At 59.3% G+C, this 19,528-nt stretch carries 23 protein-coding genes; 12 read left to right on the forward strand and 11 right to left on the reverse strand.

Going from position 1 to position 19,528, the window contains the following annotated elements; genetic code table 11:
* Window positions 1–213 precede the first annotated feature (213 nt).
* The 6 genes from nhaA (at window position 214) to ACM6IN_RS18800 (ending at window position 4,455) form a co-directional block, all read left to right on the forward strand.
* A complete protein-coding gene (nhaA, locus tag ACM6IN_RS18775; RefSeq protein WP_414916515.1) occupies window positions 214–1,401 on the forward strand; it encodes a Na+/H+ antiporter NhaA in 1,188 nt (395 codons plus the stop codon).
* Window positions 1,402–1,523: 122 nt separating this feature from the next.
* Window positions 1,524–1,793 carry a hypothetical protein gene (locus ACM6IN_RS18780; RefSeq protein WP_007918554.1) on the forward strand — a complete coding sequence of 90 codons (270 nt, stop codon included), beginning with the start codon at window positions 1,524–1,526 and terminating at the stop codon, window positions 1,791–1,793.
* A complete protein-coding gene (locus ACM6IN_RS18785) occupies window positions 1,790–2,530 on the forward strand; it encodes a zeta toxin family protein (protein ID WP_007918555.1) in 741 nt (246 codons plus the stop codon). Before ACM6IN_RS18780 ends, ACM6IN_RS18785 begins: the two co-directional genes overlap by 4 nt.
* A gap of 189 nt (window positions 2,531–2,719) precedes the next feature.
* Window positions 2,720–3,949, forward strand: coding sequence for an S-type pyocin domain-containing protein (locus ACM6IN_RS18790; RefSeq protein ID WP_414916516.1), 1,230 nt, complete (start codon window positions 2,720–2,722; stop codon window positions 3,947–3,949).
* A gap of 8 nt (window positions 3,950–3,957) precedes the next feature.
* Window positions 3,958–4,212 (forward strand): colicin E3-like toxin immunity protein, encoded by a 255-nt coding sequence (locus ACM6IN_RS18795; RefSeq protein WP_007918564.1) that lies wholly within the window; start codon window positions 3,958–3,960, stop codon window positions 4,210–4,212.
* 9 nt (window positions 4,213–4,221) lie between these two features.
* Entirely contained in the window at window positions 4,222–4,455 is a 234-nt protein-coding gene (locus ACM6IN_RS18800; RefSeq protein WP_007918565.1) for a hypothetical protein, read from the forward strand.
* Window positions 4,456–4,515: 60 nt separating this feature from the next.
* Here the strand turns inward: ACM6IN_RS18800 and ACM6IN_RS18805 are convergent, their stop codons facing one another.
* Window positions 4,516–4,980 (reverse strand): glycine zipper 2TM domain-containing protein, encoded by a 465-nt coding sequence (locus tag ACM6IN_RS18805; RefSeq protein ID WP_007918566.1) that lies wholly within the window; start codon window positions 4,978–4,980, stop codon window positions 4,516–4,518.
* A 180-nt stretch (window positions 4,981–5,160) separates the two neighbouring features.
* Here ACM6IN_RS18805 and ACM6IN_RS18810 point away from each other — a divergent pair, with 180 nt between their 5' ends.
* A complete protein-coding gene (locus tag ACM6IN_RS18810; RefSeq protein WP_123374638.1) occupies window positions 5,161–5,397 on the forward strand; it encodes a hypothetical protein in 237 nt (78 codons plus the stop codon).
* Between the two features lie 5 nt (window positions 5,398–5,402).
* Here the strand turns inward: ACM6IN_RS18810 and pdxH are convergent, their stop codons facing one another.
* The 5 genes from pdxH to dinG form a co-directional block, all read right to left on the reverse strand.
* Window positions 5,403–6,050, reverse strand: a complete 648-nt coding sequence (gene pdxH, locus ACM6IN_RS18815; RefSeq protein WP_414916517.1) for a pyridoxamine 5'-phosphate oxidase — start codon at window positions 6,048–6,050, stop codon at window positions 5,403–5,405.
* A gap of 23 nt (window positions 6,051–6,073) precedes the next feature.
* Window positions 6,074–7,180, reverse strand: a complete 1,107-nt coding sequence (locus ACM6IN_RS18820) for an OmpA family protein (protein ID WP_095113852.1) — start codon at window positions 7,178–7,180, stop codon at window positions 6,074–6,076.
* 113 nt (window positions 7,181–7,293) lie between these two features.
* Window positions 7,294–8,439, reverse strand: coding sequence for a serine hydrolase domain-containing protein (locus ACM6IN_RS18825; protein ID WP_414916518.1), 1,146 nt, complete (start codon window positions 8,437–8,439; stop codon window positions 7,294–7,296).
* Window positions 8,440–8,628: 189 nt separating this feature from the next.
* Window positions 8,629–11,109 carry a beta-agarase gene (locus tag ACM6IN_RS18830; protein WP_414916519.1) on the reverse strand — a complete coding sequence of 827 codons (2,481 nt, stop codon included), beginning with the start codon at window positions 11,107–11,109 and terminating at the stop codon, window positions 8,629–8,631.
* A gap of 95 nt (window positions 11,110–11,204) precedes the next feature.
* Window positions 11,205–13,349, reverse strand: coding sequence for an ATP-dependent DNA helicase DinG (dinG, locus tag ACM6IN_RS18835; protein WP_007918588.1), 2,145 nt, complete (start codon window positions 13,347–13,349; stop codon window positions 11,205–11,207).
* A gap of 99 nt (window positions 13,350–13,448) precedes the next feature.
* Between dinG and ACM6IN_RS18840 the strand changes: the two genes are divergently transcribed.
* Window positions 13,449–13,913, forward strand: coding sequence for a CopD family protein (locus tag ACM6IN_RS18840; RefSeq protein WP_007918589.1), 465 nt, complete (start codon window positions 13,449–13,451; stop codon window positions 13,911–13,913).
* A gap of 195 nt (window positions 13,914–14,108) precedes the next feature.
* Here ACM6IN_RS18840 and ACM6IN_RS18845 read toward each other — a convergent pair whose 3' ends face one another.
* The 4 genes from ACM6IN_RS18845 to ACM6IN_RS18860 form a co-directional block, all read right to left on the reverse strand.
* Window positions 14,109–14,867: a hypothetical protein gene (locus ACM6IN_RS18845; protein WP_007918591.1), complete on the reverse strand. Its 759-nt coding sequence runs from the start codon at window positions 14,865–14,867 to the stop codon at window positions 14,109–14,111.
* A complete protein-coding gene (locus ACM6IN_RS18850) occupies window positions 14,860–15,141 on the reverse strand; it encodes a DUF1145 domain-containing protein (RefSeq protein WP_038358130.1) in 282 nt (93 codons plus the stop codon). The genes ACM6IN_RS18845 and ACM6IN_RS18850 overlap by 8 nt, the downstream gene beginning before the upstream one ends.
* A 163-nt stretch (window positions 15,142–15,304) precedes the next feature.
* A complete protein-coding gene (locus ACM6IN_RS18855) occupies window positions 15,305–16,027 on the reverse strand; it encodes an OmpA family protein (RefSeq protein WP_007918595.1) in 723 nt (240 codons plus the stop codon).
* A gap of 91 nt (window positions 16,028–16,118) precedes the next feature.
* Window positions 16,119–16,814, reverse strand: coding sequence for an OmpA family protein (locus tag ACM6IN_RS18860; protein WP_007918596.1), 696 nt, complete (start codon window positions 16,812–16,814; stop codon window positions 16,119–16,121).
* A 199-nt stretch (window positions 16,815–17,013) separates the two neighbouring features.
* Between ACM6IN_RS18860 and ACM6IN_RS18865 the strand changes: the two genes are divergently transcribed.
* The 4 genes from ACM6IN_RS18865 (at window position 17,014) to ACM6IN_RS18880 (ending at window position 18,812) form a co-directional block, all read left to right on the forward strand.
* The gene (locus ACM6IN_RS18865; RefSeq protein ID WP_414916520.1) at window positions 17,014–17,511 is read left to right on the forward strand and encodes a DUF6231 family protein; all 498 of its coding nucleotides are present in this window, start codon (window positions 17,014–17,016) and stop codon (window positions 17,509–17,511) included.
* 4 nt (window positions 17,512–17,515) lie between these two features.
* Window positions 17,516–17,992: a YchJ family protein gene (locus ACM6IN_RS18870; RefSeq protein ID WP_007918599.1), complete on the forward strand. Its 477-nt coding sequence runs from the start codon at window positions 17,516–17,518 to the stop codon at window positions 17,990–17,992.
* 122 nt (window positions 17,993–18,114) lie between these two features.
* The gene (locus ACM6IN_RS18875; RefSeq protein ID WP_414916521.1) at window positions 18,115–18,609 is read left to right on the forward strand and encodes an LEA type 2 family protein; all 495 of its coding nucleotides are present in this window, start codon (window positions 18,115–18,117) and stop codon (window positions 18,607–18,609) included.
* On the forward strand, window positions 18,606–18,812 hold the full coding sequence (locus ACM6IN_RS18880) for an SEC-C metal-binding domain-containing protein (RefSeq protein ID WP_007918601.1): 207 nt from the start codon (window positions 18,606–18,608) through the stop codon (window positions 18,810–18,812). The genes ACM6IN_RS18875 and ACM6IN_RS18880 overlap by 4 nt, the downstream gene beginning before the upstream one ends.
* A gap of 148 nt (window positions 18,813–18,960) precedes the next feature.
* On the opposite strand, the gene ACM6IN_RS18885 is transcribed toward ACM6IN_RS18880, so the two are convergent.
* Window positions 18,961–19,518, reverse strand: coding sequence for a cysteine hydrolase family protein (locus tag ACM6IN_RS18885; protein WP_095113858.1), 558 nt, complete (start codon window positions 19,516–19,518; stop codon window positions 18,961–18,963).
* Between the last annotated feature and the right edge of the window lie 10 nt (window positions 19,519–19,528).

A 19,528-nucleotide genomic window follows, 5' to 3' on the forward strand; every position in this document is an offset into this window, starting at 1 on the left:
ATTCGAATGGCTCGCTCATCAGCTTAGGAAAAATCCTATAGCGCGCACAGATACAGCTGAGTCTCAATATGTCAGGCAACTGCTAGGCTCAGCGTGGCTTGAGCCAGACGCCTTGTAACGCCATATAACAAAAAAGAATATAACTTTTGTTTTAACAACTAACAGTACGGGTTAGGGTGTCCCACCTTTTTGACTATTCGATGGAGAGCGACCTTGCCTCTGCGTAGCACTTTCACGCGTTTCTTTCAGTTGGAAGCTGCCAGCGGTCTGTTATTGATCGCCGCTGCTGTCCTCGCCCTGATTATCAACAACTCGCCACTGTCGTGGCTGTACACCGGCCTGCTCGACACCCCGGTGGTGGCGCAGATCGGTGCGTTGAAAATCGCTAAACCCCTGCTGCTGTGGATCAACGACGGTCTGATGGCGATGTTCTTCCTGCTCATCGGCCTGGAAGTGAAACGCGAAGTCCTCGACGGCCAACTGTCAAAGCCTTCACAGATCGTCCTGCCCGGTGCAGCCGCTATCGGCGGCATGCTGGTGCCGGCGCTGATCTACTGGTTCCTCAACCGTGACAATCCGGCAGCCCTCGACGGCTGGGCGATCCCGACCGCGACCGACATCGCCTTCGCCCTCGGCGTGCTGGCCTTGCTCGGCAAGCGCGTGCCGGTATCGCTGAAGCTGTTTCTGATGACCCTGGCAATCATCGATGACCTCGGCGCCATCGTGATCATCGCGATCTTCTACTCCGGCGAACTGTCGACTCTGTCGCTGGGGCTGGCGGCAGCGTGCATTGCAGCGCTGGTGGCGATGAACCGGCTCGGGGTGGTCAAGCTTGGGCCGTACATGATCATCGGCTTGATCCTCTGGGTCTGCGTCCTCAAGAGCGGTGTCCACGCCACGCTGGCGGGCGTAACCCTGGCCTTCTGCATTCCATTGCGCACGAAAAACGCCGAGCCGTCGCCGTTGCTGACCCTCGAACATGCGCTACATCCGTGGGTGGCCTACGGCATCCTGCCGCTGTTCGCCTTCGCCAACGCCGGCCTGTCGCTGAGCGGCGTCACCGTAGAAAGCTTCACTCACCATGTGCCGATGGGCATCGCGGTGGGCCTGCTGTTGGGCAAGACGGTCGGTGTTTTCGGCCTGACATGGCTGGCCGTGAAGATCGGCATCGCCACCCTGCCCCAAGGCGCCAACTGGGGCCAGGTCATGGGCGTAGCTATCCTTTGCGGTATCGGCTTCACCATGAGCCTGTTTGTCGGTTCGCTGGCGTTTGAGCCGGGTGTGAGTGACTACGCTGGCATGGACCGGATGGGCATTTTGACCGGCTCGATTCTGGCGGCGCTGATTGGTTATGCGGTGACGGCGGCGGCGAGTCGCCGGAATACTCTGAAAAACGCTTGAGACGCATTTTTCTACAAAAGTCGAGGCCCTTCTATCCAGAGGGGCTTGGCTCTGAACCTCGCAAGTGTGCTATATCTTTGGTCGACAGCCGCACCTTCTCAGCACCGATTCTGGAGTCATCCATGTCACGTAAAGCAGAAAAACGCCCAATGACGGACGATCAGATTTCCATACAGGAGTCTCGGATTCCGGACATCGCTCTGAAGGCATTCAGCAACGCCTACAGAATGGCGCTCGCCAATGGTGCTGCAGTGCTCGTTGCTAAAGATGGTCAGCTATTTGAAGTGACAGAGAAGAGTTCTGTTGTTTTGCGCACAATCGGTACCTATGGAAACCTGAAAAGCGGCACCCGCCTGCACATCAACAAATCCTCGAAACAGGTTAATTCTTGAGCACACCGAGAATACGGATATTCGCAGGCCCGAACGGGTCAGGAAAAAGCACGTTCAATCGACTGGTTCCAGCGCATTTGCTGGGAAATTACATAAATCCTGATGACATAGAACGCTCAATCAAAGATACAGGGTATTTTGACTTCACCTCCTATCGCATCGAAGCTCACAAAGAAGACATCTTTGAATTCTTTCGTGAGCACGCTCTACTCAAGAAATCCCCTCACTCATTGGCAAAGCTGGATTCCCTGACAATCGACGGTGAACGGCTTAGCTTCGCAAATACTGTAATCGACTCGTACGTCGCATCAGCCCTTTCCGACTTCATACGAAGATCTTTGATCAAAGAGCGAATCAGCTTTACGTTTGAAACTGTCATGTCGTCCTCTGACAAGGTCAAACTGCTCGCCGAAGCTCATGCTTCCGGTTACCGGGTTTATGTTTACTACGTCGCTACCGCCGACCCTCAGATCAACATTGCCAGGGTTGCGTATCGTGTTAAACAAGGTGGGCACAGCGTTCCTCCTGAAAAGATAGAGGCGAGGTACTGGAGATCTTTGGAGCTTCTGTCTGATGCCATCCTGACCTCCAACAGAGCCTACATTTTCGACAACTCGGATGAAGGTAGCGAAGGCCTCACGCAGGTTGCGGAGATCACCGATGGCGAGCTGATTGAGATCAAATCAGATACTCAGCCACCTTGGTTCAAAGAGTTCGTGCTCGACAAATTACTGTAGTGCGCTGAACAAATTTTTCCTGCGGGCTCAGTCCTCTGAGTCTCGAACAACAGCCTATCTACAGATCAGCATCCGTCGAACAATCCCCACGTCTTTAGAGACGAGTCCTACAGCCACCATTTTCCTGCTTCGTTAACGTTGCGCAGCCCTTTGCGAAGGGCTGTCGATGGATGAGCGAAAGGACGATCAGTGGCTGGCAACAAGGACATTCCCCGGGTTCAAAACCCACCGCAAGGCGACGGGCATCACGTCACCTACCGCTACATGACGGCCACTGAACTGGCCGAGCGCGACGCCAGACAAAACGCTTACGACGCCATGCTGGCGCGGCAGGAGGCTTTCGAGCGCAGCCGTGAGGTGGCGGTCAAAAAGACAGAGCCCGTCCGTGCCGGCTGCGTATTCGCCAAGTCCTGCAAATTGCCGGATGCGATTATCGATTACTCCAGTCCTTCGGGGATGGTGCCGACCGACAGCCTGAAGGATTACGGCGACCTGATCCTGCTGGGCGCGCGTGAGGCCGATGAAAGCGGCGCAGTTCCTCTCAAGAAAATCGGTGCAACCGCTATTCCGGCTGGATTTGGCAGTCTGGTTTTGGCGGGATCGGTGTTTGAAACACTGCCCGCAGCTGTATCTAGTGCGGCTGTTGCGCCTTTAGTTGGTTTGGTTGCGCTGTTCATGCCATCGAGCCTTGGTGACAGCGCGCTCTATACCGACGAACAACTGCGTGGACTTGAACAGGCGCGAACGCGTGTTCGGTTGAGGGTCGAACAGCAGGCCGACGGCAGCCTGAAGGGCTACGGCTTCTACACCGGCAAGAATCGCGATTGGGAAATGGTTGATGTCGTGCAGTTCACCGTGCGAGACAGCCAGTTCATTGCGGATCTGGGCGAAGGCGTCGAGCTGATCTGGACGCCCGCCGTGGATGGCTCAGACATCCTCGGTATTCCCGCGCTGGAGGCTGCACCGCAGGCACCGCACATCTGGGTTTATCCGCCGACGAAAGCGGCGGATGGAATTCTGGTGAATCCGGTTTATCCGCCAGAGTATCGGGATTTCATTTTGGTGTTTCCGGCTAATTCGGGTGTTAGGCCGGTATACATCGTAGTCAGTACATCATCACGTAAAGGCTTACCGTCCGCGGGGCATAGTTATCATAGGCCTCCAAAAGCAGAGGAAATCACTGCATTTCCCGGACTGATAAAGGTGCAGAAAAAGAATCCTATACAAGGAGGCGGAGGACTTCGGGAACGGTGGAAAGATGCGAAAGGTAGAAAAATCTACGAGTGGGACTCGATGCACGGAGAGTTGGAGGTTTACCGAGCAAGTGACGGAACTCACCTAGGCGCGTTTGACCCTTTTACGGGGGAGCGACGCGAAGATGCGAAAGATGAAAGAAGCATCAGAAAAAAATATTTGTGAGGTTGATGATGGGATTAAAACTGAGGCTAGAGTGGTACGACAAGCAAACTGATCTGTGCGAAGGCGAAGAGTATTCCAAGGATTTAGGGGATGATGAGGGCGTTTTGAATGCCTTGGGAATACCGGTGGAAAACAACATAAACAATGGCGGTTTCAATGTTTTCGAAGAATGGGTTCCAATCATTCAGCCGTATTTTCAACATGGCATCGTCTTCAAAACTTACGATTATCAGATCTCTTTTGACTACAGCGATGTCTGGTGACGGTCTCTTATGATTTATAGGATTGAAGCATTCGATAGGAAAACAGAGTTTCTCGTTTTTGAAGAAGACCTGCCTAGCGGATGCGACGAGAACTTGGCTGCCATCATGAATTGGTCTTGTAAGCAGGAAGGCTGGGAGGGTTACGATCTTTCAAATGATCAGCTTGCCGCGCTGGAGAAACTGCTGGGAAGGAATGTCTTCGATCCGAAGGTCACCTTCCAACTGACGTGCAATGGACGTTGAAACGCATTAAAAAACCCCGACCAGTCACCTGATCGGGGTTTTCTTTACCCTGAATTCCGCTTAGTGCGAAACGCGGCTGGTCCCGCCAACGGTGGAGATGCGCACGCGCTCGCCTACGCGGAACACTTCATTCTCCTGAACCTGCTGCACATAGGCACGCATGCTGCCGTCGTCTTCACGTACGGTGATTTCCACACCCTGGGTACGGGTCAGACCTTCTTCGGTTGCCGAACCGATCAAACCGCCCGCCACTGCACCGATGACTGCAGCAACGATGCTGCCCTTGCCGCCGCCGATGGCGCTGCCGCCGACGCCGCCGACCGCTGCACCAGCGAGGCCGCCGATCGGGGTTTTGGTGCCTTCGATTTTCACCGGGCGCAGGGATTCGATGGTGCCCATGCGAATCGTCTGCACGCGACGCGCTTCGTCACGGGAGTAGGAGTCACCGGTCAGGCTCGATTGGCAGCCGGTAAGCAACATCGCCATCGTGGAAAAGGAAGCAACCAGCAGAACAGACTTACGCATAGCATCAACTCCAAAGAAACATATAGTCATTAAACTCCGTGGCTTGACGCCTGTCACGACACTGCCCGGATAAATTGGCTTTCATTCAGGCGCTGTACAGACACCTACACGCTCTCCCTGACGTAGCCCCTACAGTAGCGCCAAATTGGCAAATCTGCGCCACCGACACCAAGGATTTTCATGGATTACTTCATCATCGTCGTCACCACTGCCGCCGGTTTGTACTTCCATGGGTGGTTGTACGTGCGGATCAAACGCTGGATGGATCGCGACCTGGCGCTGTCATTGGCCGGCGAGGACGAGGGCAAGCGTGCCTTCATGCTCGAACAACTGGCTCGCGCTCAGGCGCAAAAGATCAAGCGCCGGGATCTGCCGAAGTGGCTGGAGGCCGCCGCGGCAGACTATCCCGCTCGGTAGACTGCTCAGGGTGCCAGACGTTCAAGAATCCAGTCGGCGCCCTGCACACGGTAGTTGAGGCGATCGTGCAGACGGCTCGGACGGCCCTGCCAGAATTCGATGCGCTCAGGCAGCAAGCGGTAACCGCCCCAGTGTTGCGGGCAGTCGGGCTGAGTATCGGAGAAACGCTGCTCGGTGGCCTTGAGTAAATCTTCCAGCTCACCGCGCCCGTTGATCACCCGGCTCTGCGGTGATGCCCAGGCACCGAGACGGCTGCCCAGCGGACGCACCTGATAATACGCATCGGACTCCGCGGGCGTGACCTTCACCACCCGCCCTTCGATGCGCACCTGGCGCTCCAGGGTTGGCCAGAAAAAGGTCATGGCGGCGAACGGATTGGCCGCCAGGTGCTGGCCCTTGGCGCTGTCGTAGTTGGTGAAGAAGGTGAAGCCCTGCTCGTCCAGGCCCTTGAGCAGCAGAATGCGACAGTGCGGTCGCCCATCCTGGTCGACCGTGGCCAGGGTCATGGCGTTGGCTTCCACCGGCACCTGTTCGGTTTTCACCGCGTCGGCGAACCACTGGTGGAACAGCGCAAAAGGCTCGGCCGGGGCTTGCGCCTCGGTCAGACCATCCCGGGTGTAATCACGACGCATATCTGCCAGAGCCTGGGTCATGGCGCATTCCTTTCGTTAGCGGATCACTTCTTGGTGGCATCGGTCGCGGCGACTTTCTTGTCGGTCGCGGCGGCTTTGGCTGGCGCAGTCTTTTTCGCTGGGGCCTTGGCCGGGGCCTTTTTAGCCGGCGCCTTGGCAGCAGCTTTTTTCACCGGAGCTTTTTTGGTCGCTGGCACAGCTGCTTTTTTCGCGGCTGGGGCCGGGGTCACCGGTTTGGCGGCTGGCTTGACGTCTTGCGCGGCGACCATGGTCACTGGCTTCGGTGCCGGCATGTTGTATTTGCTCAACAGGGCAACCATGGTGTTCTGCGGGGTCACCAGCAGTTCAACGCGACGGTTCAGGGCACGCCCCTCAACGCTGTCGTTGGCGGCACGCGGCGCTTCGGAACCCATGCCGCGCAGCATCAGGCGATCACGCTGCAGGCCGCTGAGACGGAAGATCGCCGCAATCGATTGGGCACGTTCCTGGCTCAGCTTGATGTTGGCAGGCGCAGCACCACTGGAATCGCTGTGGCCAAGGACCAGCACGGCCGTTTTCGGGTCGGCTTCAAGGATTTTCGCCACGCGGGTGAACGGGCCGAGGGTGACCGGCAGCAACATGGCTGGACGATCCGGGTTGAACGAGCCTTCGACCGGTGCAGTCACGACCAGCACGTTGTCACGGCGTTCGAGTTGCAGATTGCTGTCCTTGACCGCTTCGCGCAGGCGCGGCTCGTAGTCGTCGAGCCAGGCTTGAGTGACTTTCGGATCGGGCATCGGCACGGCTTTGGTGGTTGGCTGATCCTTGCCGCCAAACGGCCACCACCATTTGCCACCCGCGTCGGCTTCAGCTTTGGCCACGGTTGCCGGTTTTTTCGCTTCCGGGGCGACTTCAGCCTTCATGTCGGCTTTGACCGCTTCATCATCAGAACCGAACGGCCAGTACCACGGGTTGCTGCTTTCAGTCTTGGCCACGGGTGCGGTGGCCGCAGGTTTCAGAGGGGCTGGAGCCGGTGCTGGCTCCTTGGCCGCAACCTTGTCGGAAGAACCGAACGGCCACCAACTGCCGCCGTCCGCATCGTTTTTCGGGGTCTGTGCACAACCGGTGATCGCTACACACAGGGCCAGGGCGAGGGTCTTTTTAGATGACATTGAAAATCCACAAAATGAAGTAATGAAAAATCAGAGCACTTTCGCCCGGATAAACAGCCGTTTTGAAACGAAAAACCGCTTGAGGTTCCGACCCTGGGACCTCGGATGCAACTTTACAGACAAGTGGCAAGCACCCGCGCGAGCTTCTGCGCGCGCGGATCCATCAAGACGTACGGCCCAAGGGTATTTGTCACAAAACCGAAGGCAACATCATGCTCAGGATCAGCGAAACCGATGGAACCGCCCGCGCCCGGATGACCGAATGCACGAGGGCCGAGACCGTAAGTGGCGTTGGGCACATCCGGTTGATCAAGCATGCAGCCCAGACCGAAACGGGTCTGGGTCAACAGTGTCTTGTCTTCGCCGAGGCTGTGTTCGCGGGTCAGCTCTTCGAGCATGTCGCTTTCGAGGAGGCTGCCATCGAGCAGGCCCGCGTAGAAACCGGCCAGACTGCGCGCATTGCCGTGGCCATTGGCCGCCGGTTGCTGCATGCGTCGCCACTCCGGTTTGTTGGTGCTGGTGAGCACCGACGGCGGGTTGGTAAAAGCGCGGGTGGTCATCGCGGTGGGCTCGCGCATGGTCACTTGCAGCAAGCGTTGGGCAGCGGCATCGCCAGCATTGCCCTTACCGCGCGCAATGTGCGCCACACGGTGGAATTCTTCGTCAGCCAAGCCCACGTGGAAATCCAGGCCCAACGGTTTGGCCACACGGGCGACAATGGATTCGCCCGGCCCGCGACCGTCAGCACGGCGCAGCAACTCGCCGATCAGCCAGCCGTAAGTGATCGCGGCATAACCATGGCCAGTGCCCGGCGTCCACCACGGAGCTTCGGCAGCGAGGGCGTCGACCATGGTTTGCCAGTCATACAACGCTTCCGGCGCCAGCAATTCACGCAGCGCCGGCAAACCGGCCTGGTGGCAGAGCAATTGGCGCAGGGTCACGGACTCTTTGCCGGCAGCGGCGAATTCCTGCCAGTAGCGGGCGACCGGAACATCCAGTTGCAGCTTGCCTTCGGCGACCAGTTGCAGGGCGGTGACAGCGGTAAAGGTTTTGGTGCAAGAGAACAGGTTGGCGATGGTGTCGCTGTGCCAAGCCTCAGCACCATCTTTGTCGGCAGTGCCGGACCAAAGATCGAGGACGGTTTCTCCGCCGACCTTGATGCACAGGGCTGCGCCGCGTTCCTGGGGATCGTCGAACAGGGCGGCAAAAGCTTCGCGCACCGCTTCGAATTGAAGCTCGTAATGTCCCTGAATCTGCACCCGCAACTCCCCGCAAAAACGCTCTACAAAGTGGCCCGCATTGTTCCAGCCCCAGAGGGATTTGGGAACAGCTGCGGGCCAGACGGTTGAAAGCCAAGTCAAAAGATCGCAGCCTGCGGCAGCTCCTACATGGATTGCGTTTCTCAGTAGGATCTGCCGCAGGCTGCGATCTTTTTAAAGCGTCACGCGTTAATGACCATTCCCCGAATGCCCACCGGCATGCCCTGCCCCCGGCCCTTTGCCGGCCTCGCCTTTGCGCCCGCCCTCAGCCTCATGCCCCGCCGCTGCGGCCGCTTTCTCAGCCTCTTTGCCAAGCTGATCAATCGCCTGCAAGTTGCTCTTGCGCACCGATTCGACAAAGCCCTGATACGGCAGATCCGTCACCCCGACCAGACCGAAATGACCGTTCTCACCATCGAGCAAACGCCCGGTCACCGGTTGATCGAGATACTGGAACCAGTGCACGCCGACAATCGACGGTTCGCTCAAGGCCTGCTTGAGGAAGTTGGCGTACGCCGGGCCGCGATCGTCTTCCTTGGCCACTGGCGTGACGCCGCCCCAGAACGGGCCACGATCCGCTGAGCCGAAGTTGAATTCAGTGATCAATACCGGTTTGTCCAAAGCGCCCAACGCAGCAAAGTCATAACCATCCTGCGGTTTGAGCGTGTACATATTGAAACTCAGCACATCGCAATACTGCGCGCAGGACGCCACGGCTTCCGGCGTACTGATGGCGAAACGGCCGCCGAGCAGCAACTGGTTCGGCGCGTGCCATTTCAGCGAGTCGGAAATGGTTTTGAAGTAGGTGTCAGCGAAGACTTTCTGGAAATATTTGAAGTCCGCTTCGATTTCCGGATGTTCCGGGCTCGGCAGCGGAGGCACAAAACCCGGGTCTTCCATCAATTCCCACGCCGGCAGATCGATGCCCCATGCCTTCGACAGCCCGGCCTGATTGCGGTATTTGTCGCGCAGTTGCTTGAGGAACGCGCGTTTGGCCGGCACGTCGGTGGTCATTTTCAGCGTGCCATAGGCCAGCGCGTAGCGGGATTTCGGATCGTCACCGGGACCGGCCCAGGCCAGTTCGTTGTCGGCGTAATAGCCGATCAGCCACGGATCATCGCGATGATCGCGGGCAGCGATAGCGACGGCGCGCTCGGTGGCCATGGCGAAACGCGGATCGAACGGATCTGGCATGCCGCCCCACCAGTCGCTGCCGGTGCTGATGCTGGTGTAGTCGCCAACGATCGACAACGGCAAGGTGTACGGCACACGATCTGCATCACTCAGCGAATCGGCACTCCAGTTGCCAACCGTGTTGAAGCCCCAGGCTTGCAGACGATCAAGCGTGTGGCTGGCCCACTGTTGCTCATCGATGGTGGCCTTGCACGGTTCGGCAGCTTTTTCTGTTGTCGCTTGTACGGTTTCGGTTTTGGCCGCTTCAGCGACGCCGGACTTCGGCTCGGCAGGCACTGGGGCAGGCTCGGCGGCTTGGACGGCGGCCGTTTCAGCGGCTGCAGACTTGGCCGCTTCCGCTACCCCGGACTTGCTTTCACTGTCGGCTTTGCACGGCTCACCGTACACGCGCTGCAGGTTGGCGCCGTAGAAGTCGTACCAGCGCCCGTTGCCATAACCGCGGCCCTGATCAACACCATTGCCGCCACGGTTGTCACCCTGGCCAAAGTGCTTGGCCAACGGGTCTTCAGGTTTAGGCAAGGATTCGAACATGTACTCACGACCGGCCACGTAGGTCTGGTTGACCTGCGGGCTGACGGTGTTCACGCCCAGCGAGTAAAACGGATGCCCTTCAGGCGTGACCAGATACCAGCGGCCATCACGTTTTTCGGTGCGGAAGAAACCGCTGGCCTTGAACGCCGGGCCTTTGTTCCAGCCACCGAATTTGTCCAGCGAGGACTTCTCACGCTCGGCCAGCCAGGTTTTCAGCTGTTGCTGTTCCTTGGCGGCGGCGGATTTCAGTTGTTCATCGTTGCTGACCTTTTCCGGCCACTTGCTGCGGGTCGATTGCCCGTAGGCGTCGACCAGATTGCCGTACACCGCTTGGGTGACCGAATCGCCGTCCTGCACGCCGAAACGCTCCAACAGCAAGCTCTGGGCGACTTTCGGCTGATCCATCGACAGGCTCACCGAGACCACTTGGCTGCGATCGATTTCGCCGCTGCTGGCGGCCAGCAGGATCCGCTGACCATCGACTGTCATCGGCATCGGCGGCCCGGCTTTCATGCCCTGACTCAGCGGCGTCGATGCCACTAGCGGTACCAACAGGGTTTGCGCAGGACCTGCTGGCAAGTCGACGCGACTGACCAGTGTCCGACCGTCGTTGCTCTGAATCTGCACGTAGACCGTCACCGCCCAGTCCATTGCGCTCTGCAAACGCAAGGTCATCATGCCTGACTGCGACCAGTCCCAGGCGCCAGTCTGCGGCGTCAGGCGCAAGGTCGGGCGGGCCACCGGATTGAACGTCACCCGGCGCAGCACTTCACCTTCCGGTGTCTGTTCGGCGTTGGCCTGCGGCAGATCCGCGTTTTCGGTGGCGATTTTCACCACGTCGGCAGGACGGACAAAGTTGAACAAGGTCTGCTGACCCGCAGGCGCCGCGAACAGCGGCGTGGCGAAGATCAAGGCGAATACGGCAGGCAACGAACGGCGGATCATAAGAACGGAGTTCTCCCTAACGACCAACAATGGCCAATGGAAAAGCGATAGCAGAGAGATAGACAACACGGCGGGCAAAACTGCCCACCGTTGTCTCAGGATATTTCACGACGGAAAGGAGGCAACGCATTGAGGATCGCCTTGCCATAGCGCTGGGTGACCAGGCGCCGATCGAGCAAGGTGATGGTGCCGCGGTCTTCTTCGGTACGCAGCAGACGCCCGCAAGCCTGAACCAGCTTCAGCGAAGCATCGGGCACGGAGATTTCCATGAACGGATTGCCGCCACGGGCTTCGATCCATTCCGACAGCGCCGCTTCGACCGGATCATCCGGCACCGAGAACGGGATCTTGGCGATCACCACGTGCTCGCAGTAGGCACCCGGCAAGTCGACACCTTCGGCAAAACTGGCGAGACCGAACAGCACGCTGGAATCACCGCCATCGACCCGCGCCTTGTGCTTGTTCAGGGTTTCCTGTTTCGACAGGTTGCCTTGAATGAACACTTGCTTGCGCCAGTCGCGGTCGAGGCCGTCGAACACGTCCTGCATCTGTTTGCGCGAGGAAAACAGCACCAGGGTGCCGCGCGAACCTTCGACCAGATCGGGTAACTCACGAATGATCGCTGCCGTGTGGGCCGCCGCATCGCGCGGGTCGGCCTTCAGATCCGGCACGCGCAACACACCGGCGTCGGCGTGATGGAACGGGCTCGGCACCACGGCGGTAACGGCTTTTTTCGGCAGGCCGGCGCGCATGCGGAAGCGGTCGAAGGTACCCAGAGCGGTCAGCGTTGCCGAAGTCACCAGACAGCCGTAGGCCACGTTCCACAAGCTACGACGCAAGGTTTCCGCCGCCAGAATCGGGCTGGCGTTGACCTCGATGTCGAATAGCGAACCGCTTTCGGCCAACGTCAGCCAGCGCGCCATCGGCGGGCTGTCTTCCGGATCTTCGGCGGTAAAGGCTGTCCACAACTCCCAGTTGCCCGAAGCACGGGACAACAGGCTGCCGAACAGCGGGTACCACTCTTCCGCCTGATTGCTGGCGATGCCGATGTTGACCTCGCCGTCCATGCCTTCCTTGAGCAGGTCGGTGAGGCGCGTGAACAGATCGTTGAGACGGGCAAAGCCTTTCTTCAGCTCGATGCCCATTTCGCGCATGTGCTCGGGAATCACCCCGGCGACGAAACGATGGCGTGGACGCTCACGGCCCTCGACGTCTTCGCCCGGTTTGAAATCGGCGACCTGCTCGCAGGCGCTGAACATGAACTGCTGCTGGGCCTTGATCTCCCGCGCCAGCTCCGGCACTTGTTCGATCAATTTGCCGAGGTCGCCCGGCAGCGGGTGCTGGGCCAGCAATTTGGTCAGGTTCTTCGCGGTGGTTTCCAGCCAGTCGGCGGTGGAACGCAGGCGTGTGTAGTGGGCGAAGTGACCGATCGCCTTGTCCGGCAGGTGGTGACCTTCGTCGAACACGTAAATGGTGTCGCGCGGATCCGGCAGTACCGCGCCACCGCCCAGCGCCAGGTCAGCCAGGACCATGTCGTGGTTGGTGACGATGACGTCGACCTTGCCCATGCCTTCGCGGGCCTTGTAGAAGGCGCACTGGCCGAAGTTCGGGCAATGCCGGTTGGTGCACTGGCTGTGATCGGTGGTCAGGCGCGCCCAATCGGCGTCTTCCAGCGCATTCGGCCAGCTGTCACGGTCGCCGTCCCACTTATTGCCGGCGAGTTTCTCGATCATGCTGGTGAACAGCTTCTGACTGGCCTCATCGACCTCGATCTTGAAGCCTTCTTCTTCGAACAGCTGGGCAGTGGCGGTTTGCGCGTGGCCTTCCTGCAACAGCATGTCGAGCTTGGACAGGCACATGTAGCGGCCACGGCCCTTGGCCAGCGCAAAGCTGAAATTCAGCCCGCTGTTGCGCATCAGGTCGGGCAAATCCTTGTAGACGATCTGCTCTTGCAGGGCGACGGTCGCGGTGGCGATCACCAGGCGCTTGCCGGCCAGTTTCGCGGTGGGGATCGCGGCCAGGCTGTAGGCGACTGTCTTGCCAGTACCGGTGCCGGCTTCCACCGCAACAATCGCGGGGTCGCCACTGCGCCGGCCTTCGTCGTCGGTGTCGATATCCCCGAGGACTTTGGCGATTTCAGCGATCATCAGGCGCTGACCGTAACGCGGCTTGAGGCTCTTGGCCTCTAGAAAACGCGAGTAGGCGCCCTGGATCGTGGTTTTGAGTTCAGTGCTGATCATTGAGTGTCGGGCGCAAAAAACGCTGGATAAATTTTCAGTGGTTTGGATCGGCGGCTATCATACCCCGCGAATCGATCCTGCGCAGAACGGAGTAACCCAATGACACTTTTTAGCCTCGTCTACCCGCTGCATGTCTTGTCCGCCCTGGTCTGGGTCGGCGGCATGTTTTTCGCCTGGATGGTCCTGCGCCCGGCGGCTGTGAAGGCCCTCGACGGCCCAGCCCGCCTGACCTTGTGGGTGGAAGTGTTTCAGGGTTTTTTTCGTTGGGTCTGGGTTGCGGTGATCCTGTTGCCGATCAGCGGTGTGGGCATGTTGCATTTGCAGCAGGTCGGCTTTGAGACCGCGCCGAAATATGTGCAGGTGATGATGGGCTTGTATGTGGTGATGACGGCGCTGTTTATCCGCATTCAGGGGCTGATGCTGCCGGAGTTGCGTACGGCGGTGGACGCGAAGGACTGGCCAGCGGGTGCGGCAGTGCTGGGGCGGATTCGCCGGGTGGTGGGGCTTAATCTGATTGTCGGGTTGGTGCTGGTGGCGATTGCGGCTGCAAGGCCGATGATCTGAAAATCAAAAGCCCCTCACCCTAGCCCTCTCCCAGAGGGAGAGGGAACTGAATGGGGGATATTTGAGGGATACGCCGACCTGAACGATTGGCTCTGAATCCATAATCGACTCGGAATTTCAGGTCGATGTATAACGCCAGACATCTCGGTCGGCCCCCTCTCCCTCCGGGAGAGGGCTGGGGTGAGGGTAAAACGTTCAGAGGCGCTGCACAGTCACAGCCCCCGCCGCCCCCACTGGCCCAGGCTGTCCATCCGCCCCGGCCTTGCCGTTCTTGCCGCCATCGGCGCGATACACCAGGCAGCCCTTGGACTTGCCACCCTTCCCTGCTTTGCCGCCAACACCCGCCGGACCGCCAGCACCGCCCGCGACATTGACCTTGATCAGCTCGGCTGGAAACTCGCGCGGCACTTCAAGGCGCACCAGCGCTCCCGGTGCACCCGGTTGGCCGTCGCTGCCGTTACTGCCATCAAAACCGTGCCCGGCCGAACCGTAGGTGCAGCCCGGGTCTTCGCCATTACCGCCATCGAGGCCGACAAACCCCGGCGCACCGGTGCCGCCACGGGCATCGACCAACAGTTGCGGCGCGTTCAAAGCCTTGAATTGCAGATTCAGATTGCGCCCGGCACGGGCGGCTTTCTCATAAGTCCCCGGTGCACCCCGTGCAGTAATCCGGCTGCCATCGCTCAGCTCTGCACGAGCTACCTTCATCTCCAAAGCGTTCTCGCTCGGAACGATCGCGATACGGGCTTCATGGCCAAGACGCAACTCGCCCACGGTCAGTTCGGTCACGTTGGCAGGAATCAGCAACGTGCCGTAATCGGCCACTTCGAGTTTTTCCAGCTGCAACGTGCTGGCGGTGTTGGGCAAACGCATCAGCGAGTTGGTTTCAACGCTGACCACTTGGGCACAGGCCAATGGGCTGATAAATGCAGCGAGCAGGCAAAGTTTACGCATGGGAAGAAGCCTCCGGAGCGGCCGGGGCCGGGATGGATTGCAAGTGGAATACGCCGAACAGCAGGATGCGGCCACGGTCACGCCAAGGGTGCGGACGGCCTTTGAGGCTGCGATTGCACAGCAGCACTTCGAGTAGATGAATCAGCAACAGCAGGCCGCCGGCCAGATTGACCAGCAGATGCAGCGGATGTACGAACGGCACCAGCTGATTGGCCAGCACCACGCAGCAGAACAGCAGGGTCAACAACCGCCCCAGCCCCCAGAACACTTTCATACGCTCCCCCGTGTTGCGAATTATTCTTTGGGCGCACAGTAACGGCTTCTGCGGGGGATAAGCCAGAGGCACAAATGAAAAAACTTCGCCGCGCCGCCAAATGGCTGCCGGAACGACTTTGATAATCGTCCGGCAGCTCTAGCCTGCGCCCTACAGAGGCGTCCTAGCGATTGATATGCAACTCCACGCGACGGTTCTGCGCGCGCCCTTCATCGGTTGCGTTATCGGCCACCGGTTCACTTTCTCCGCGCCCTTCGCTGGTGAGCTTGTTCGGCGCCAGCCCCTGACTCAGCAGATACGCCGCGACACTACTCGCCCGCCGTTCCGACAAGGCCTGGTTGTAGGCATCCGAACCTTTGCTGTCGGTGTGACCAATGACCTTGATGCTGACCACGTCGGCATTGCGCAGCTTGTCCATCAGCGTATCGAGCTGGGCTTTCGCCGCCGGGGTCAGGTCGGATTTGTCGAAATCGAACAGCACGTTGCCGGCATCGCTGAGGGTGATGACTTCAGTTTGCGGCGCAGGCTCCGGCACTTTTTCCGTGACCGGGTATTGCGGTAGCGGGCAACCACGGTGATCGACCGGGGTATTTTCCGGGGTGTCCGGGCAACGGTCGCGGCGGTCGAACACGCCGTCGCCGTCTTCATCGCCGTCCTGGGCATAACAGATCAGTCCGCCGGTAAGAATCCCCAGCGCTGCGCCGCCACCGGCCCAGCCGCCACTTTCAATGGCGCCGAGACCGCCACCGACCAGCCCGCCGATAAGGCTGCAGATCGGCCACGTACGTTGATTGAGGGGTGCAGTGCCATCGCTGTGGGTGGCGCAACCGGTGAGCAAGCTGCCAAGCAGTAGCACCGGCAAGACGGACCTTGAGAAAACAGTCATTGTGAAAGCTCCTGTGTCACCGGCCCATACCGGTTACACAGGAGTAAAGACCCGCATCCGCGACTGCACAAGCCGCGGATGCGAGAGGGGCTTAACGCTGGATTTTGATTTCGGTACGACGGTTTTGCGCGCGACCGTCAGCGGTTTTGTTGTCGGCCACTGGCTGGCTTTCACCCAGACCGGACACCGAAACGAAGCTGGCGCGTGGCACACCTTGCTGGATCAGGTAGTCCACCACCGAATGCGCACGACGATCCGACAGTTTTTTGTTGTAGGCATCGCTGCCCACGCTGTCGGTATGACCGGTCACGGTCAGTTGCGCAGTCGAGGATTCCTGTTTCAGGCGGGTGGCGACCTTGTCGAGCACTTGCTTGTCAGGGCCGGTCAGCGTCGCTTTGTCGAACTGGAAGTGCACATCACGGATGACAATGGTTTCTTCCTTGACCACTACCGCTTCTTCAACCACCGGCGCAGGGGCTGGTGGAGGGCAACCGTCAGCGTCGACCTGTACGCCTTTAGGCGTGCCCGGGCACTTGTCGCGACTGTCCGGCACACCGTCGCCGTCTTCGTCGCCATCACCGTGAACCCAGCAATAGGCCGCTGCCGTGCCGCCGACCAGCAACGCACCGTAGCCGGCCCACGCCGAACTTTCGGTCGCGCCGAGACCGGCACCGACAACACCACCGACCGCCGCACAGGTCGGCCAGTCGGTTTTCTGTAAACCTGCGCAACCAGTCAACACACTGGTTAGCAGAATCAAAGGTAATGCTGTCCGAACTATGCTCATCTGGTTTTCTCCTGAGGGATCGGCTTAAAACCGATTCAGGGAGTAAAGACCGGAGTTTTAATCTCCGCCAGCAATAGGCCACCGCTGTTTGCGAGCCTGTTCACAGGACTTCGGCACATTTGCCGCAAACGGGCGGAACAGGGCTCTTTGCCCGCACCGTCAGGCAGGCTAGTCTTGGCGGTCTGATTGAGGAGCTTTGATGAACGTCGCCATTTCTTCCCGCACGCCGCAACAGGCGCTGGCCGCTTTGCTGGATCGCTACGCCCCGGCGCGTCTGCTGCTGATCGGCGCCAGTGAGTTTCCGGCCTTGAGCGCTTTTAAACAGGCGCATCCAGACACCACCGTGGCCCATGCCGCGCCGGGCACATTGCCTGCTGAGCTGGCGGCGCAGCGTTTCGACCTGGCGCTGGTGGTCGATTGTCTGGAACATTTGCCCAAACGCGATGGCCTGAACCTGTTGGGCGGGATTCGCAATCTCAACGCCAGCCGCATCGCCGTGCTGGCCGACCTGTCAGCCAGCGGCTGGCAGGAAACCGACTTCTATTCGCTGGCGCTGCAAGCCAGTGAACGTTTTCAACGCGACGATCAAGTGCTGACACTGTTCACCTATGATCTGCTTGACTACAAACAAGTCCCCGACTGGCTCAACTCACGGTTCTGGGCCAATCCGGAAAACTTCGGGAAATACTGGTGGTAATGCAATGAGTACAGCCATTTGCCCGTGCGGCAGCGGCAATCTGCTGGAGGCCTGCTGCGGCCACTATCACGACGGCCACCCGGCGCCGTGCGCCGAAGCGCTGATGCGTTCGCGCTACAGCGCCTATGTGCTGGGTTTGATCGATTATCTGGTGGCGACCACCCTGCCTGCTCAGCAAGCGGGACTGGATCGCCAGTCGATCAGTAACTGGAGCGCGCAGAGCACCTGGCTTGGCCTTGAGGTCGAGAGTTCGGAAGTGCTCGGCGGTCAGCCAGAACACGCCTTCGTCACTTTCACCGCGCGCTGGCACGATGATCAGGGTGAGCACAGCCACCGCGAGCGCTCCTCGTTCGTGCAGAACGCCGGGCGCTGGTACTTCATTGATCCGACGGTGCAGTTGAAGCTGGGGCGCAACGACAGTTGCCCGTGCGCCAGTGGGCAGAAATTCAAGAAGTGCTGTGCAGGGTATTTCGGCGCTTGAGGTTGAAGATCAAAAGATCGCAGCCTGCGGCAGCTCCTACACAGGATTTGCGTTTCCCCTGTAGGAGCTGCCGCAGGCTGCGATCTTTTAGCGTCTAGACTGGCACCAAAGGGAGTTAAACCATGCTCGGTCGTCGGCGCACCTGCCAATGCTTCATTCTGATGCTGATGCTCAATCTCGGCGGTTGCGCGTCGTGGTTCAGCGATGACAGCGTCGACCCCGCCGTGCATCTGGTCAAAGTCGAAGTGGTGCGCGCCAAACTGCTCGAACAGAAATTCATCCTGCACTTTCGCATCGACAACCCCAACGACAGCGACCTGACCGTGCGCGGCCTGGAATACCGCATTCATCTGGCCGACATGCTGCTGGCCGAAGGCGAGCATGAACACTGGTTTACGGTCGGGCCGAAACGCAGTGCCTACTTCAAGGTGCCGATCCGCACCAACCTGTGGCCGAAGGTAAAAGACGTGGTGAAAATGCTGAAAAATCCGAATCAGCAGATTCCCTATCGTTTGCAGGGTGAGATGGAAACCGGTTTATTCATCGCTCACTACGTGCACCTTGAGCGCAATGGCGTGATAATCCCCGCCGATTTAATTCCGGAGCAACACCGATGACTCAGCAACCTCATGTCCATGGCCCTGACTGCAACCACGATCATGATCATGACCATCACGATCATGACCACGGCCACGTTCACGGCCCGAACTGCGGCCACGCCCACCAGGAACCGGTGCGCAACGCCCTGAAAGACGTCGGTCGCAACGACCCTTGCCCATGCGGCAACGGCAAGAAATTCAAGAAGTGCCACGGCGCTTGATGCTCGGGGCGAAGACCCTCTTCGCCTGACAGACCGCTTTCGCGAGCAGGCTCGCTCCCACAGTCAATCGAGTTCCTTCAGTTGGAATACGGCCCACTGTGGCAGCGAGCCTGCTCGCGAAGGGGCCGGCACATACGGCGAAATTTTTTCAGCCAGCCTTTAGAATCTGCGCAGCACTGACCACCGTCGCATACTCCCCGTGCAAATTCCCCAGCGACATCCCGTGCACCTCTTCAGCGGTACGCAGCGTGCCGAAATAGTCGGCCTTGTCGAAGGTGAAACAGGCATCCTCCGCGACCCACGCATCGAACCCCAGATTGCCCGCCGTGCGCGCCGTGGATTCCACGGAGTTGTTCGTCGCCACGCCAACAATGATCAACTGCCCGATCCCCGCCTCACGCAACCGCGCCTCTAACCCGCTAGCACAAAACGCATCGGGCACCTGTTTCTGAATCAGCCATTCACCGTCCTGCGGCAAAAACCGCTGCTGAAACTCCACCCCCTCCTGTTCCGGCCAAAATACCGAATCCGGCTCGCGCGACAAATGCTGCACATGCACCACCGGCCGACCGCTACGCCGCCAAAGCCCCAGCAGATCAAGGATTCGCTCCTCCGCCTGAGGATTATTCCTTCGCCCCAAACGCGGCTGCAGGATGCCTTTTTGCTGGTCGATGATGATCAGTGCAGCGTTGGCCTGAAGCTCCATGGCGATTTTT

This window comes from Pseudomonas sp. IT-P395 (genome assembly GCF_949767675.1).
Taxonomy (GTDB): Bacteria; Pseudomonadota; Gammaproteobacteria; order Pseudomonadales; family Pseudomonadaceae; genus Aquipseudomonas.